11 protein-coding genes are annotated in these 15,179 nt (G+C 70.0%); 6 read left to right on the forward strand and 5 right to left on the reverse strand.

Annotated features, from left to right (window positions below; genetic code table 11):
* The first annotated feature begins 29 nt into the window (after nucleotides 1–29).
* Nucleotides 30–1,628: a carboxylesterase/lipase family protein gene (locus P2Q00_RS19760; protein ID WP_275773909.1), complete on the forward strand. Its 1,599-nt coding sequence runs from the start codon at nucleotides 30–32 to the stop codon at nucleotides 1,626–1,628.
* Nucleotides 1,629–1,655: 27 nt separating this feature from the next.
* On the opposite strand, the gene P2Q00_RS19765 is transcribed toward P2Q00_RS19760, so the two are convergent.
* The 3 genes from P2Q00_RS19765 to P2Q00_RS19775 all read right to left on the reverse strand — a co-directional run bounded on the left by P2Q00_RS19765 (nucleotide 1,656) and on the right by P2Q00_RS19775 (nucleotide 6,032).
* On the reverse strand, nucleotides 1,656–2,711 hold the full coding sequence (locus tag P2Q00_RS19765) for a LacI family DNA-binding transcriptional regulator (RefSeq protein WP_275773910.1): 1,056 nt from the start codon (nucleotides 2,709–2,711) through the stop codon (nucleotides 1,656–1,658).
* A gap of 158 nt (nucleotides 2,712–2,869) precedes the next feature.
* On the reverse strand, nucleotides 2,870–3,793 hold the full coding sequence (mmuM, locus tag P2Q00_RS19770; protein WP_275773911.1) for a homocysteine S-methyltransferase: 924 nt from the start codon (nucleotides 3,791–3,793) through the stop codon (nucleotides 2,870–2,872).
* 121 nt (nucleotides 3,794–3,914) lie between these two features.
* Complete coding sequence (locus P2Q00_RS19775) at nucleotides 3,915–6,032, reverse strand: autotransporter (RefSeq protein WP_275773912.1); 2,118 nt, start codon at nucleotides 6,030–6,032, stop codon at nucleotides 3,915–3,917.
* Nucleotides 6,033–6,221: 189 nt separating this feature from the next.
* Here P2Q00_RS19775 and P2Q00_RS19780 point away from each other — a divergent pair, with 189 nt between their 5' ends.
* Nucleotides 6,222–7,313 carry a glycoside hydrolase family 43 protein gene (locus P2Q00_RS19780; protein ID WP_275773913.1) on the forward strand — a complete coding sequence of 364 codons (1,092 nt, stop codon included), beginning with the start codon at nucleotides 6,222–6,224 and terminating at the stop codon, nucleotides 7,311–7,313.
* Between the two features lies 1 nt (nucleotide 7,314).
* Entirely contained in the window at nucleotides 7,315–8,727 is a 1,413-nt protein-coding gene (locus tag P2Q00_RS19785; RefSeq protein ID WP_275773914.1) for an RICIN domain-containing protein, read from the forward strand.
* Between the two features lie 19 nt (nucleotides 8,728–8,746).
* Here the strand turns inward: P2Q00_RS19785 and P2Q00_RS19790 are convergent, their stop codons facing one another.
* Nucleotides 8,747–10,426 (reverse strand): rhamnogalacturonan lyase B N-terminal domain-containing protein, encoded by a 1,680-nt coding sequence (locus P2Q00_RS19790; protein WP_275773915.1) that lies wholly within the window; start codon nucleotides 10,424–10,426, stop codon nucleotides 8,747–8,749.
* Between the two features lie 191 nt (nucleotides 10,427–10,617).
* Here P2Q00_RS19790 and P2Q00_RS19795 point away from each other — a divergent pair, with 191 nt between their 5' ends.
* The 3 genes from P2Q00_RS19795 (at nucleotide 10,618) to P2Q00_RS19805 (ending at nucleotide 13,736) form a co-directional block, all read left to right on the forward strand.
* On the forward strand, nucleotides 10,618–11,661 hold the full coding sequence (locus P2Q00_RS19795) for a rhamnogalacturonan acetylesterase (protein ID WP_275773916.1): 1,044 nt from the start codon (nucleotides 10,618–10,620) through the stop codon (nucleotides 11,659–11,661).
* A gap of 81 nt (nucleotides 11,662–11,742) precedes the next feature.
* Nucleotides 11,743–13,491, forward strand: a complete 1,749-nt coding sequence (locus P2Q00_RS19800) for a DUF2264 domain-containing protein (protein ID WP_275773917.1) — start codon at nucleotides 11,743–11,745, stop codon at nucleotides 13,489–13,491.
* Complete coding sequence (locus tag P2Q00_RS19805) at nucleotides 13,488–13,736, forward strand: hypothetical protein (RefSeq protein ID WP_275773918.1); 249 nt, start codon at nucleotides 13,488–13,490, stop codon at nucleotides 13,734–13,736. Before P2Q00_RS19800 ends, P2Q00_RS19805 begins: the two co-directional genes overlap by 4 nt.
* A 15-nt stretch (nucleotides 13,737–13,751) precedes the next feature.
* On the opposite strand, the gene P2Q00_RS19810 is transcribed toward P2Q00_RS19805, so the two are convergent.
* Nucleotides 13,752–15,140 (reverse strand): hypothetical protein, encoded by a 1,389-nt coding sequence (locus P2Q00_RS19810; RefSeq protein WP_275773919.1) that lies wholly within the window; start codon nucleotides 15,138–15,140, stop codon nucleotides 13,752–13,754.
* Nucleotides 15,141–15,179: the final 39 nt, after the last annotated feature.

Consider the following 15,179-nt stretch of genomic DNA (forward strand, 5'->3'; position numbering starts at 1 on the left):
ACGAGCGCGGTGAGGAGGCTGATGGTCGTATGGCGGCAGCAGTCCATGCAGACCCCGTGGTGAGCACGCCTTACGGGGCCGTACGCGGCCGGTCCGAGCACGGGATCGCAGTTTTCCGGGGCATCCCGTACGCTGCGCCCCCCTTCGGCCCTCGCCGGTTCCGGCCGCCGGTGCCGCCCGACCCCTGGGACGGCGTGCGCGACGCGGGCGCGTTCGGGCCGACGCCGCCGAAGCCGCCGTACTCCGAGGCCTTCGAGAAGTACCTGTCCGACCCCGTCGTCCCCGGTGACGACTGCCTCAATTTGAACGTGTGGACGCCTGAGCCGGGCCCCGGGGCCCGGCTCCCCGTTCTGGTCTGGCTGCACGGCGGCGCCCTGACCAGGGGATCCTCCGCCGTGCCGGTGTACGACGGGCGGAACTTCGCCCGCGACGGTGTCGTCCTCGTCTCGGTCAACTACCGGCTGGGAGTCGAGGGCTATGGACTGTTCCCGGACGCCCCCGCCAACCCCGGCCTGCGCGACCAGCTCGCCGCCCTGCAGTGGGTGCACCAGTCGATCGAGGCGTTCGGCGGCGACCCCGACCGGATCACCCTCGCCGGCCAGTCGGCGGGGGCGATCAGCATCGGCGCCCTGCTGGCCGCCCCGCAGGCGCAGGGGCTGGTACGGCGGGCGGTCCTGCAGAGCGGGCCGCCCGAAACGTTCGAACGGGACAAGGTACGGCGCATGGTGCGCCGTATGGCGACCCGGCTGAAGATCCCCGCCACCGCCGCGGCCTTCGCCGAGGTCGACCGCGAACTGCTGCTGCGCACCCAGACCGAGGTCGGCAAGCTCAGCAGCCCGGTGCTCGGCGGCTCCTCCTTCGGCATCGTCGTCGACGGCGACCTGGTGCCGCGCGACCCCTTGGAAGCCCTGGTCGAGGGCGACGCGGCGCAGGGTGTCGACCTGATGATGGGCTGGACCAGCGACGAGTACCGCCTCTGGCTGGTCCCCGGCGGCCTCCTGGAACGCGTCGACCACCTCGGCGCGGTCGCCCTCGCCGGCGCCATGGCCCGCTGCCGCTGCGGCACCGAGGTACCCCGCGGCTACCGCACCCTGCACCCGGAGGCCGGCACCGCCGAGATCGTCGGCCAGATGGTCACAGACCACCTGCTGCGCGTCCCGCTGCACCGCCTGGCCGACGCCCGCCCCGACACCTCGTACGTCTACGAGTTCGGCTGGCCCTCCGGCCTCCCCGACCTCGGCGCCTGCCACGCCCTGGAGCTCGGCTTCGTCTTCGACACCGGCGACGTACCGGAATCGCGCAGGCTGGCGGGCGAGGGCGCACCGCACGAGCTGGCCGACGCCATGCACGGGGCATGGGTGCGGTTCGCGGCCGACGGCGACCCGGGCTGGCAGCGCTGGGACGAGACGCACCCGGTGCGGATCTTCGACGCGGGCGAGCCCCGCACTGCCCACGGCCCGCGCGACGCCGAGCTCGCGCTGTGGGCCGCCGAAGCCCTCAGGACTCAGGAATCCACATCCACATCCACATCCGCATCGGTCCCGGTCGACGGTTCGCCGATGCGCAGTGCGGAACTGCGCTCGGTCGTACGACGTCTGAGGTTGCCCGGATCGGTCCGTCGCCACTGACCGCGCAGGCGCCACTGACCATGCAGGTCACTGTTCTGCCGCCGCCACCGAGTCCCGCACCACCACATGAGTCCCCAGCAGCAGATGCTCGTCCGGGGTCTGAGGGGTGCGGCCCAGGGCGGTGCGGACGGCGAGGCGGCCCAGCTCCTCGTAGGGCACATGGACCGTGGTCAGGGCGGGATGCAGATCGCGGGCGAACGGAATGTCGTCGTAACCGGCCAGCGAAACATCGCCCGGCACGTCCAGGCCGGCCTCGTGCAGCGCGGTCAGCGCACCGGCCGCGACCATGTCCGTGGCGGCGACCACGGCCGTGAACTCCAGCCCGTCCTTGAGGGCCCCGCGCATCAGACGGTGGCCGGAGTCGCGGGTGAAGTCGCCGTGCAGGAGGAGGGCCGGGTCGGGTTCGAGGCCGCGGGCGCGATGGGCGGCGAGATAGCCGCGCTCACGGCCCTGGGCCGTGGTGTGGTCGGACTTGCCGCCGAGGAAGAGAACGCGCCGGTGGCCCTGGGCGAGGACGTGCGCGACCAGGGCATACGCGCCGCCCTCGTTGTCGTACTCGATGACCGTCACCGGGGAGCCGGCGCCGAGCGGCGGCCGCCCGCACAGCACCAGGCGGGAACCGGCGGAGGCCAGCGAGTCGGCGATACGGCGGGTGCGCTCGCGGTACTCCGGGGTGTCGGCGGCACCGCCCACCAGAATCACGGCGGCGGCGCGCTGGGCCCGCATCATCTCCACGAACTCCAGCTCGCGCTGCACATCGCCCTCCGTGCTGCACACCAGACACAGATGCCCGAGCCGGGTCGCCTCCCGCTCCACGCCGTACGCCATGTGCGCGAACGACGGCCCGGTGATGTCCTCCAGCACGAAGGCGAGGGTGGGCGTCCCGACACCGGCGACCGCTTTGGCGCGCGCGTCGGCGACGTAGTCCATCTCATGGACGGCCCGCATCACACGGCTACGGGTCGCAGTGCTCACCGGATACACCCCGCCGAGCACGCGCGACACGGTCGACGCGGACACCCCCGCGCGGGCGGCCACATCCCGGATGGTGCTGCGGCTCGCATCCTCGCTCTTCCTGGTCATGCCCGCCTCGCCCCCTCGGAACTGCGGAAACAGCCCCGGCAACCGGTTCCCACCGGCGAGACTAGCGCCCTGAAGGGGCGCGGGGAACTGCGCGAGCAACCACCGAAAAGCGGCAGCCGCAAGCCAACAAAAGCCCTACGGCGAGAAGGCGAACCGGCTCAGCCCCGCAACGCCCCCGCGATCCCCGCGATGGCCCCCGGCCCCACCCTGCAGCACCCGCCGATCAGCCGCGCCCCCGACTCCCGCCACCCGATGACTTCTTCCGGCGTGAAGGACGAGCGCCCGGCCCAGGCACGGGCCTCGGCGTCCCAGGCTTCGCCGCTGTTCGGGTAGACGACGACCGGCTTGCCGGTCACACGGGCCGCCGTCTCGACCGCTCCGTCGACATCCTGCGGCGCACAGCAGTTCACACCCACCGCGATGACCTCGTCCACGTCGGCAGCCAGCCCGAACGCCTCATCCAGCGACTGTCCCGCACGGGTGCGATCGCCTTCCACGGTGTACGAAAGCCAGGCGGGGACGCCAAGCCCCCGCACCGCCCGCAGCAGCGCCCGCGCCTCGTCGGAGTCCGGCACCGTCTCCAGCGCCAGCACATCGGGACCGGCCGCGGCCAGCACCTCCAGACGGGGCCGGTGAAAGCGCTCCAGCTCGTCGACGCTCAGCCCGTACCGCCCCCGGTACTCGGACCCGTCCGCGAGCATCGCCCCGTACGGACCGACCGAGGCCGCCACCCACAGCGGTCGCGCGACCCCCTTCGCCTGCGCCTGCCGAGCCGCCTCCCGCGCCAACTCCACGCTCAGAGCGAGGAGTTCGGCCGCCTTCTCGCGACCGATCCCGCGCTTCTCGAAGCCCTCGAACGTGGCCTGGTAGCTGGAGGTGATCGCGACGTCCGCGCCTGCCTCGTAGTACGCGAGATGCGCCGCGGTGATCGCCGCGGGCCGCTCGGCGAGCAGCCGCGCCGACCACAGCTCGTCACTCAGGTCGTGCCCGGCGGACTCCAGCTGGTTGGACATGCCGCCGTCGAGCACGACGGTTCCGGCGGCGAGGGCCTGGGCGAGGGAGGAAGGGGTGTCGCTGGTCATGTCATGACGCTAGTCGAAGGGGCGGACGGCGGCCGCCTATGTCCAGTACATGAACAGATCGCCCAACATGTGGCACGCCGGCTTCAGGAGCGGAAGTGCCGGTGTGACGGCCGGGCAGGCCTCAACCCTGCGCCGCATGCCGCCCGCCCCTCCGCCCACCCTTGCGTCCGCGCTTGACCGCCGGGATCACGAGCCCGATGAGCAGCCCCATCGCCAGCACGTACGGCCACCAACCGAGGCCGCTGCTCGCGGTGCTGGCGGTGCGGGGGTCGGCGGCCGCCTTCGCGCCGGACGCCGCCGTGTCCGGGTGCGCGGCGGCGGTGGAGTGGCTTGATGTGGTCGCTGTCAGGGTGACGTCGTTGCCGTCGCCGCCGCGGTAGCTGATGCGGTACATCGTGTCGGCGAGCTTCAGGCGGGCACCTTCCTTCAGTCCCTTGAAGGTGCCGATGGTCTTCGACTGTCCCGCGTGATCGAGGACGGTGATCTTCCGGGCCGGCTTGGTCCCGGCGGCCGAGAGGTCCAGGTCGCCCGCCAAGCGGACCGAGGAACCGGTCACCTTCAACGGGCTGTCGCCCAGGACCTGCTCGCCCTTCCCGCTCTGCGTGTACGCACCGGCGACGGTCACCCCGCCCGCAACCACCCCGTCGTTGGTCACCGCCCCCTTCACCGTGCCCTTGCCGGACAGCGAGGTCGCCACCCGCAGCCCGGCCGCCCCCGCATCCAGCCGCGCCCCGGCCGACGTCAGCCGAATCGCCTTGCTGCGAGCGAGAGTTGCCCCGCCGCGCAGTGCCAGTGTGCCCTTCTTGACGGTCGTCGTGCCGGTGTAGGTCACCGCACTCCCCGTCAGCGTCGAGGTCGCGGCGCCCGACTGGACGAACGCGCCCGACCCGCTGATCCGGGACAGCGACACGCCGGTCGACACGTTCTGCACGACCAGCGTCCCGTCGTTCACCACCCGGCGGCCCGCCGTCCCCGTCATCAGGGAGCCGTCGCCGCTGCCCGACGACCCCAGACCCAGCCGCAGCACCGCGCCCTTCTCCACAGTCGTGGAGCCGTCGTAGTACTGCTTCGCCGCGAACGTCACGTCGTTCCCGCGCGTCCCCGCGATGACGACGTCCCCGGCGCCGGGCGCGGCGAGGGTGTCGTGGTACCTGCCGCCGCCGATCGGGGCGCCGAGCGTGACGGGGCCGTTGTAGTCGAAGGTCAGCTTCGAGCGGCGGCCGCTCGCCTCGTGCAGGTTGATGTAGACGGTGTCCTTCGTCCCCGGCATGAAGATCTTGTGCGTGGTCCCGTCGCCCCAGTACACGTCCGCGCCCTCGATGTTGGTGCCCCGCTTGTTCAACTGGTGGGCGATTGCATGCCAGTTGAGGCTCGGATCGCTGAGCGAGGGGTTGGTGTCGCCGCCCCGGTCGCTGTAGCTGTACTGGCCGGTGAGCACGACCTTGCTGCCGGGCCGGGTGTGGACGTTGACGTCGCTGCCGTACTCGCGCTGGTAGAAGTTCTGGCGCAGTTTGATCGTCTGGTACAGCGGGGTGTCGATGATCCAGGAGCCCTGGTTGACGATCGCACGGGCGGCCGGCAGCGCCACCGGGTACTCGGGGCGGCCGACCGCCATCCCCGTGCCGTTGTCGATGACCCCGGAGAAGGGGTGCGTACCGGCCAGGTCCAGGGTGCCCCACATGTTGCGGGGCTGGGTGACCAGGCCCGAGCCGCTGATGGTGCCGATGTTGAAGGTGCGGGTCAGCGACAGCGTCAATGTGCCGTCGACCCGGACGTTGAGCTGGTTCAGCTGGTAGCCGGGCGTGTTGTACGGGAAGTGGCCGATCAGTCCCGTGCCGCCACCCGTGCCGTACTGCAGCGTCGCCCCGCGCTCGACGGTGATCGCGGGCGGGTCGGGGTTGGTCACCGTGGTGTACGGGTGGTTGCCGCCCTGCGTCCTCACGACCTGCCGCTGACGGGACTTGGGCAGTGTGAAGTCGCTGTCCTTGGTGAGCACCAGTGTCCCGCCGCCGCGCACGGTGAGCGTGCCCTCGCCGTGGAACACGCCGTCGTACGTCGTCGTCCCGGACGGGACGGTGACCACGGTGTCGCCCGCGAGCGTCACGTCCCGGTCGGCGAGCACGTCGGCGGTGACGTCACGGGTACCGGCGGCCGCGGCGGGGTGACCGATGGCGAGCAGGGCGGCGACCGCCGCGAGGGCTCCGGCGACGGCTGCTGTCTTGTGGGTATGGCTGCGCACGTGATCGGAGACGGGCGGGGCGAGCGCCGATAACAAAAAATCGGCAGGAAAAGAAAGCGCCTTCCCCTTTCCCGTCCGACCCGTTGACCTCCTCGTTCCCCAGCCTTACCTTTCGGCTGTTCGCAATAACAACAGATGTTCTCAATACCGAACATCGCTCTCAGGACACCCACCCGAGAGGCAGTCCGCATGAGCCGCGCCCCCGACTTCTCCCGACGACGACTGCTGCTGAAAGGCGCCCTGGCCGCGGGCGCCCTCGCCGCGACCCCCGCAGTCGCCGAAGCCGCCCCGAGTCCGAAAAAGTCCACCCCGTTCGTGAACCCGCTCGTCCGTCAGCGCGCCGACCCCTACATCCACCGCCACGCCGACGGCCACTACTACTTCACGGCCACGGTCCCCGAGTACGACCGCATCATCCTGCGCCGCTCCCGCACCGTGAACGGCCTCGCGACCGCTGCCGAGTCCGTGATCTGGACCAAGCACGCCACGGGTGCCATGGGTGCGCACATCTGGGCGCCGGAGATCCATCGCATCGGCGGCAAGTGGTACATCTACTTCGCCTCCGCGCCCGCCGAGAGCGTGTGGGACATCCGTATCTGGGTCCTGGAGAACGCCAACTCCGATCCCCTCAAGGGGACTTGGGTGGAGAAGGGGCAGGTGAAGACCGCCTGGGAGACCTTCTCCCTGGACGCCACCACCTTCACCCACCGAGGCACCCGCTATCTCGTCTGGGCCCAGCACGAGCCCGGCCAGGACAACAACACCGCACTGTGGTTGTCGAAGATGGCGAACCCATGGACCCTGACGGGCCCTCAAGTCCGGCTCTCCACCCCCGAGTTCGACTGGGAGACCGTCGGCTACAAGGTCAACGAGGGCCCCGCGGTCCTCGCCCGCAACGGCCGTCTTTTCCTCTCCTACTCCGCCAGTGCCACCGACCACCACTACTGCATGGGCCTGCTGACCGTCGACGCGAACGCCGACCTGATGGACGCCGCCAACTGGTCCAAGTCGCCGGTCCCCGTCTTCACCAGCAACGACACCACCAAGCAGTACGGCCCCGGCCACAACTGCTTCACGGTCGCCGAGGACGGGCGCAGTGACGTCCTCGTCTACCACGCCCGCCAGTACAAGGAGATCACCGGCGACCCGCTGCACGACCCCAACCGCCACACCCGGATCCAGAAGCTGGGCTGGAACCCGGACGGCACCCCCCACTTCGGTATCCCCGTGGCCGACACGGTCGCCGGCACGGCGGCCGACTCCGCGAAGGAGAGTGCGTGAGATGAGACGTGCGTACGCGGTACTGCTCGCCCTCTGTCTGGGCCTGCTCGGCGCCCTCGCGACCGCAGGACCGGTCCAGGCGGCCGCCCAGACCATCCCCAACGGCGTTCAGTTCACCGACACTTCGGGCAATGCCGTCCACGCCCATGGCGGCGGCGTCATCAAGGTCGGCTCGTACTACTACTGGTTCGGCGAGGACCGCAACTCCGACAACACCTTCAAGTACGTGGACGCCTACCGCTCCACCGACCTGAAGAACTGGGAGTTCAGAAACCACGTCCTGACCCAGTCCTCCGCCTCCGAGCTCGGCACCGCCTACATCGAGCGTCCGAAAGTCATCTACAACGCTTCCACCGGCAAGTTCGTGATGTGGATGCACAAGGAGAACGGCGTCGACTACAGCCAGGCCCGCGCGGCCGTCGCCGTCTCGGACACCGTCGACGGGAACTACACCTACCAGGGCAGCTTCCAGCCGCTCGGCCAGTACATGTCCCGGGACATCACCACGTTCGTGGACACCGACGGCACGGCATACATGGTCTCGGCCGCCAACGAGAACTACGACCTGCACATCTACAGGCTCACCGCCGACTACACCGGCATCGACAGCCTGGTCGCCAACCCCTGGCCGGGCGGCCACCGCGAGGCACCGGCCCTCTTCAAGCGGGGCGGCGTCTACTTCATGCTGACCTCGGCCGCCACCGGCTGGAACCCCAACCAGCAGCAGTACGCCACCGCCACCAGCCTCTCCGGCCCGTGGACCTCGATGACGAATGTCGGCGACTCCACGGCCTTCGGCTCGCAGACCGCGTACGTCCTGCCCGTCCAGGGCACTTCGGGCACCTCGTACCTCTACATGGGCGACCGCTGGGGCAACTCCTTCGGCGGCACCGTCAACGACTCCCGCTACGTCTGGCTGCCGCTGACCTTCCCGAGCTCCACCTCCATGTCCATGTCCTGGTCCCCGGAGGTCACCGTCGACACGGCCGCCGGGACCGTCACCGGCACCAGCGCCACGTACAACACACTCATCGCCCGGCACAGCAGCAAATGCGCCGATGTGACCAGCCAGTCGCTGTGGCAGGGCGCGCAGATCAAGCAGTACGACTGCAACGGCGGCAACAACCAGAAGTACTGGTTCAAGTCCGTCGGCAGCGGCTACTACCAGCTGGTGGTCAGGAACAGCTCCCTGTGCGTGCAGGAGAACGCGAGCACGGTCACCCAGGAGAACTGCAGCAGTACGGCCACCACCCAGCAGTGGTCGCTGACCACTTCCGGCTCCTACGCCAACATCAAGTCCCGTGCGAGCGGCGAGTGCCTGGATGTGTCCGGCGCGTCCACCGCCAACTCCGCCGCGATCATCACGTACACCTGCAACGGAGGAACCAACCAGCAGTGGACGCGCGGGAGTTGACTTCAGGTCGAAGTCGACCTCAGGCCAGTAGATCGATCGCGTCGATCGACGTGCCCGCGCTGAGGAAGGACGTCGACCCCGAGCCGCTCGCCACGTAGATCTTCAGCGTGTTGTACGCGCCGGTGTCCGTCAGCCAGGCGGACGCCGGCACGCTGTAGGTGAACGTGTTGTTGTTGCCCCGGTACGAGCCCACGGTCAGCGACCGTGTGCTCGGCTGGGAGGGCGGCGAGGGGACGGCGGAGGTCCAGGTGTCGTTGACGACGACCTGCGGCCGGCCGTTCGCGTAGGCCGTCGTCACGCCGAGGCGCAGGGTGTGCGCGGCGGCGGCCTGGGCGGCCGTCAGCTTGAAGTAGACGATGATGCCGCTGTTGACGTCCTTCCAGAGGTAGCAGGGGAAGGCCGAGGTCTCGGTGCCGCTGCCGATGACGACGTTTCCGGTCCAGGACGCGGCCCGGCTGTCGGACGGATGCGCGTACGTCATCAGGTCCGCGTTCTTGAACCCGCTCGGCGAGCCGTTCCAGTCGCCGATGCGCCAGATCGCGCTCGCGTTGCTCGGGTCGTTGGAGGACGGGATCGCGATGGTGTTGAGGGTCGTCGTGCCGCCCGCGGTGACCGTCACCGAGCTGCTGTAGACGGCCAGTTCACCCTTGAAGACGGTGAGTGCGTACGTTCCCGGCAGAACCCCCGGGACGGAGAAGTAGCCGTCCGAGGAGCGGGCCGAACCCCAGTACTGCGCGGCCGAGTTGGCGAGCCCGACGGTGTACGGCAACGCCGTGTTCCGCCCGGTGATCCCGACGCCGGCGACCTTGCCGCGGCCACTCGCGGCGACGTAGCCCGAGATGCCGAGCGAGTCCGCCCACGAGGTAGTGAGGTTCGCGTGGTACAGGGAGGAGGAGGGAGCGCCGCCGTCCGTGAACGCGATGACGTAGGGGCCCTGGAGGCCGAAGCGCTGGGCCTCCGTCTGGTTCTCGCCGTAGTAGAGGATCTCGTACAGGCCGCCGCCGTCGGCGCTCTGGTGGCGCAGGAGGGAGCGGTAGAAGGGGCCGCCGGAGGCCTTCTCGTGGTTGGAGCGGACGACGTACAGGCCCACGCTCCCCGTCGACCAGCCGATGTAGTCGTAGTCCATGACCCGCAGCTTCGAGTAGTGCTTCGAGCGGGTCTGGCCGTCGGACTTCTCGAACACGTCCGAGGCCTCGATGGTGGTCGGCGCGTAGGTGTACGAGTCGGGCTCGTCGTTGAGGAACATGCCCGCCTTGACGCGCACGATGTAGCGGGTCGCGCTGACCGAGTCGTCGGCCTTGTTGGTCCACAGGTAGACGTTGTTCTCGCCGCTGCGGGCCGCGTAGTAGTGCAGAAGCGTGCCGTACGCGACGGAGATCAGGATCGTCGAACCGGACTGTTTGAGGGTGACTGTGGAAGTTCCCAGACCGGATTCGATGTGCGAGTTCTTGCCGCCGTATCCCTGGTACTCGGTGCCCTTGTAGACGAGCGAGGTCAGGTCGCCGTTGGTCTTGCTGACCTTGAAGACCAGGCCGGCGCCCGTGTCGACGACGTAGTTCGAGCCGTCGTCGGAGTAGCCGAAGCTCGCGGCGGACGCGGATGAGGCGAGCGGGCCGGCAAGGGCGGCCGTACCGGCGGCCGCAGCGGTGCCGAGGACGAAGGTACGGCGGCCGACCGGTCTGTTCACGGGTTCGGACATGGGGGTGCCTCCTTCGGGGCTGTGGGGGTGCGAGTGGTTGTGAGAGTGACAGTTGAATCGATTTCGCGAAAGGGCTTTCGCGTGCACGAGGTTGGCAATCTTGTGAAATCAGTCCAAAGACTAGAAAGCGCTTGCGGGGAGCGGTACGGTCCCTGCCGCCAGGCCTTGCCGACCTGTTCGAGGAGCCGTTCATGAGACGTTTCAATCTCGCCGTGCTGGTGGCACTCACGCTGGGGGCGGGCCTGACCGCGATGCCGGCCCAGGCCCATGACGGAACCCGGTCCTCCGGACTCGCGAACTGCACCGCCGGCGCCTGTCACTTCGACGTCCCGCCCGGCACGTACGACGTGCGGGTCCTCCTCGGCGGCCAGGCCGACTCCAGTACGAGCATCAGCGGCGAGACCCGGCGCTCCCTGCTGCCCGAGACGCCCGTCGCGGCAGGCGAGCAGGTGGCCCGCAGCTTCACCGTGAACGTCCGCACGCCGGAGGGCGAGCCGACGGGGCCGGACGGAACTCCCGGCCTGGACCTGGCACTTGGCGGCTCGGCCCCCGCGCTCGCCGACATCCGCGTCACGCCCGCCCGGCACGCCCGCCAGATCCTCCTGATCGGCGACTCCACGGTCTGCGACCAGCCCGCCGACCCCTACTCCGGCTGGGGCCAGCAGCTGCCGCAGTACCTCCGCAAGGGCGTCTCCGTCGCCAACTACGCGGATTCCGGCGAGAGTACGGTGACATATCTGCAGAACCCGCAGCTCTGGGCCACCGTCCAGCCGCTGATCCGCCCCGGCGACCTGGTGCTCATCCAGCTAGCGCACAACGACAAGACCACGGACGAAGCGACATACCGCACGAATCTGGAGACCCTGGTGGCGGGTGTACGGGAGAAAGGCGGGGACCCGGTCCTGGTGACTCCCATCGTGCGGCGCTGGTTCAATGCCGACGGCACTTTGAACAACAACACCGCACTGCTGGTCAATGGCCTCGGTGTGGACCATCCTGCTGTAATCCGTTCGGTCGCCGCCGCCGAGGACGTACCGTTGATCGACCTGACGGCGAAGACGAAGGCGCTGGTGGAGTCCCTGGGCGTCGAGGGCTCCAAGGCGATCTATCTCTACAACGAGAAGAAGGACAACACCCACACCTCCGTCCACGGCGCCACGGTCTACGCGGGACTTGTCCGCGACGCGCTTGTCGCCGAGCATCTGGTGTCCAGGGGCCAGATGCGGGTGGGATGAACCCCTGGGGCGTCTCGACCGGAACCGGGGCGCCCCAGGTCTCACCTTTCGTTCGTTGCCGCAAGTCCCGAAAGAGAGCCGATGCAGCTGCCCCCCGACGACCGCACCCTCAGCCCGCGCACCGGCTACGGCCGCGCCCACTGGGAGGCGGCCGCCGACGCCCTGCTCGCCGCGGTCGAGCCGTACGCTGCGGAGGGCGGTGCGCTCTACCACCTCCCCGGCGACCGGACGAGCTGGTCAGGCCGGCTCTCCGACGGCCTGGAGGGCTACGCCCGTACGCTGCTCGCCGCGGCCTTCCGCCGCGACGAGACCGCACTTGAGCGCTACGCCGACGGACTCGCGGCCGGCGTGGCGGGCGTCTGGCCCCGGATCGAGGACCGCAGTCAGCCCCTGGTCGAGGCGGCGTCGATCGCCCTCGCGCTGCGTCTGACCCGCCCGCTGCTGTGGGACCGACTCGACGACGGCGTACGGCAGCGGGCGACCGCCTGGCTCGGGGATGCGCTGACCGCCGAAGCCTGGCCCTGCAACTGGGAGTTGTTCCCGGTGACGGTGGGCGGATTCCTGAACGAAATCGGTTACGAAACGGACGCTTCGCGCAAGGCGATCGACCGTGGCCTGGAGCGGATCGAGCAGTGGTACGTCGGCGACGGCTGGTACACGGACGGCGACGGCCGCAAGTTCGACTACTACAACGGCTGGGCGATGCACCTGTACCCGGTGCTGCACGCGTGGCTGGCGGATGACGACCGGTTGTTGGACCTGTACGGGAGCAGGCTCTCCCGCCATCTGGAGGACTACGCCCGCCTGTTCGGCGGCGACGGCGCCCCGATGCACCAGGGCCGCTCCCTCACCTACCGTTTCGCGACGACGGTCCCGCAGTGGCTGGGTGCGCTGACGGGACACACGCCGCTGGCGCCGGGAGAGACGCGACGGCTGGCCTCCGGGGCGCTGAAGTACTTCCTGGATCGAGGCGCGGTCGACTCCCACGGTCTGCTGACCCTCGGCTGGCACGGCCCCGACCCGGCGGTCCTGCAAGGCTATTCGGGGCCTGCGTCGCCGTACTGGGCGAGCAAGGGCTTCCTCGGACTGCTGCTGCCGGCGGACCATGCGGTGTGGACGGCGGAGGAGGAGCCCGGGCCGACGGAGCGCGCGGACGCGGTGACGCCGGTCGGACCCCCCAACTGGCTGCTGCAGTCCACGAGTTCGGACGGGATCGTCCGCCTCCACAACCACGGCAGCGAGGATGTCCGCTACGACCCGTACTACACGCGGCTCGCGTACTCGACGGTGACGGAGCCCTCTTCGTCGCCTTCGGCGGCGTACGACAACAGCGTGGTCGTCGGGGACGATCCGAGCCGGACGGAGATCGAGCCGCTGGGCGTGGGCGAGGGGTGGGTGGCCTCCCGGCACACGGCGGGTGGCGGCGCCCGGGTGACCAGTGTGGTGCTGGTGCGCGGGGCCGTGGAGGTGCGGGCCCATTTGGTCGCGGGGGCGGAGCCTGGGACGGCGGTACGGGTGACGGGGTGGGCGGCGGCGGAGGGCGTGCGGGCCGAGCTGCTGCCGGCCTTCGGGCTCACCGACGCGCTGACCGGAGTGACCGGTGACGCCGACACGCTCTTCGTCGCGCTGGCTCGGCTGACCGGGGACGCGGATGCGGTGCCGCTGCGGGAGGCGGTGAGTGTGCGGGCGGACGACGGCGGAGAGCTGCTGGTGCGGTGGAGTGGGGGGCCTGAAGTGCGGGTTCTCCTGGGAGGAACCGGGGCCGAGATGGTCGTAGAGGTCATCCGGACTGGAAGATCCGGTCGGCGGCGGCCGACCAGCAGCGCTTGACGCCCGAACAGTGGGCCCGGTTACGTCTGCGTGCCGCCACCGACCCACGGCTGACGGCCGCCTCGGCGGTACGGCTCCTCGACGATCCGGTCGACCACATACGGAACACGGTCGTACGGCACCCCGACCTGCCGGCCCAAGTCCTCACCCGCCTGCTGCGCGACCCCGACACGGCACGCACCGCCGCCGGCCATCCCGCCCTCCCCGAGGAGGTGCTGCGTTGGATGGCCGAGCGGCTGTCCTAGGCCCCGTCGTCGGCGTCAGGGCGTGAGCCGGGCGATCCTCAGCGTCTTCGAGGTCGGGGAGGCGCCGTTGAGTGCGCTCGCGTACGACGGGGTGACCGGCACGTACGCCCAGGTCAGCGCCCCGTTCGCCGAGACGGCGATATCACCGGTGATCCGGGCCTGGACCACCTTGTCCGCACTCTGGAACTTCCCGTTCCAGTCGATGAGCCGCAGATGCGTGCCCGCGAAGGTGCCGGTGCAGGTGCCCGCCTTGCACTTGGCGTTGTTCAGCGACTCCCACGAGAGCAGCAGCTTGTCCTTGCCGTACGGGGCGAGATGGACGTTGACGTGTTCCGTGCCCTTGGCGCCGGTCAGGTAGATCGCCTTGCCGGCACCGGAGTTGCGGTTCTTCAGGAAGGCGACCGCCACCTGGTGGGTGCTGGTCCTCGGGGTGACCGACCAGCCGCGGCCGGAGGAGTCGGCGGGGTTCTTCTTCGCGGAGGCCGCGCCCCGGGAGGCAAAGGCGGTGGCGTACCGGCCGGTCGAGGACCTCACCAGGTCGCCGGTGCGGCTCGGGAACGTACCGCCGCAGTAGCCCGCCCAGCACTGCTCGCGCTGCACGACCGGCGCCACGTCCGGGGCGGCGATGCCTGTCGACACGAACAGGCCCGAGCGCCAGTCGTCGAAGCAGAGGGAGGTGAAGGCGCCGGACTTCTCGGCGTGCAGCGCGATGCCCTCGTTGTGGCTGCAGCCCCAGTCCCAACCGCCGCTCAGCTTCGAGCCCTTGGCGCTGATGTACGACAGCTTGTCGCCGTAGTGCCCGTCGGCGAAGCCGCCCGCGCCGTGCACGACGAAGTACGCGCCGTACTTGGAGCCGTTCCAGGTCAGCTGGCCGTCCAGCGTCGGGGACGTGTCGTGCGAGGAGGTGCCGGTGAGCTTGGTGCGGAAGCTCTGCCTGCCGCCCGTGTAGCGGACGATCGCGGCCGCCGTGTCGTGCCACTTGTTGGTGTCGGCGACCCGGGTCAGCAGCGCGAATCCGTTGTTGTGCGCGACGAGCCCGCCGACCTCCTTGGCGCCCTTGACGACGGTGTCCGCACCCGAGCGCTTCCCGGCGGAGGTCAGCGGAGTGACATGGACACCGTCGGAGGCCGGCCAGGCCACGCGCAGGGTGCCGTTCGGGGCGACGGCGGTCGCCGTCCGCGTCCACTCGCGCGTGTTGTTGTAACCGGCGGACAGATAGGGGAACTTGGCCGACAGGCTCACCGAGGTGGTGCTGACCGCGAGGTCGGGGGCGGCGGTCGTCGAGGCACCGGCGGTGGCGTACCAGGCGCCGACGAGCGCGGCCGTCGCGGCGAGTCCGGCGATGACGGGCTTACGGGCGGCCCGGACCCGGCGGTGAGTTGTCGTACCTCTTGCAGATGTCATGTCCCCTTGTCGCTGCCGGGCGATCAAAAGGTTGCCGCC

The sequence above is a fragment of the Streptomyces coacervatus genome (assembly GCF_029223485.1).
Lineage (GTDB): Bacteria > Actinomycetota > Actinomycetes > Streptomycetales > Streptomycetaceae > Streptomyces > Streptomyces coacervatus.

Bases quoted from the DNA above. Each gene is read 5' to 3' on its own strand.
- P2Q00_RS19760 (WP_275773909.1), top strand. From the start codon at position 30: ATGGCGGCAGCAGTCCATGCAGACCCCGTGGTGAGCACGCCTTACGGG.
- P2Q00_RS19765 (WP_275773910.1), bottom strand. From the start codon at position 2,711: ATGACCAGGAAGAGCGAGGATGCGAGCCGCAGCACCATCCGGGATGTG.
- mmuM (WP_275773911.1), bottom strand. From the start codon at position 3,793: ATGACCAGCGACACCCCTTCCTCCCTCGCCCAGGCCCTCGCCGCCGGA.
- P2Q00_RS19780 (WP_275773913.1), top strand. From the start codon at position 6,222: ATGAGCCGCGCCCCCGACTTCTCCCGACGACGACTGCTGCTGAAAGGC.
- P2Q00_RS19785 (WP_275773914.1), top strand. From the start codon at position 7,315: ATGAGACGTGCGTACGCGGTACTGCTCGCCCTCTGTCTGGGCCTGCTC.
- P2Q00_RS19790 (WP_275773915.1), bottom strand. From the start codon at position 10,426: ATGTCCGAACCCGTGAACAGACCGGTCGGCCGCCGTACCTTCGTCCTC.
- P2Q00_RS19795 (WP_275773916.1), top strand. From the start codon at position 10,618: ATGAGACGTTTCAATCTCGCCGTGCTGGTGGCACTCACGCTGGGGGCG.
- P2Q00_RS19800 (WP_275773917.1), top strand. From the start codon at position 11,743: ATGCAGCTGCCCCCCGACGACCGCACCCTCAGCCCGCGCACCGGCTAC.
- P2Q00_RS19810 (WP_275773919.1), bottom strand. From the start codon at position 15,140: ATGACATCTGCAAGAGGTACGACAACTCACCGCCGGGTCCGGGCCGCC.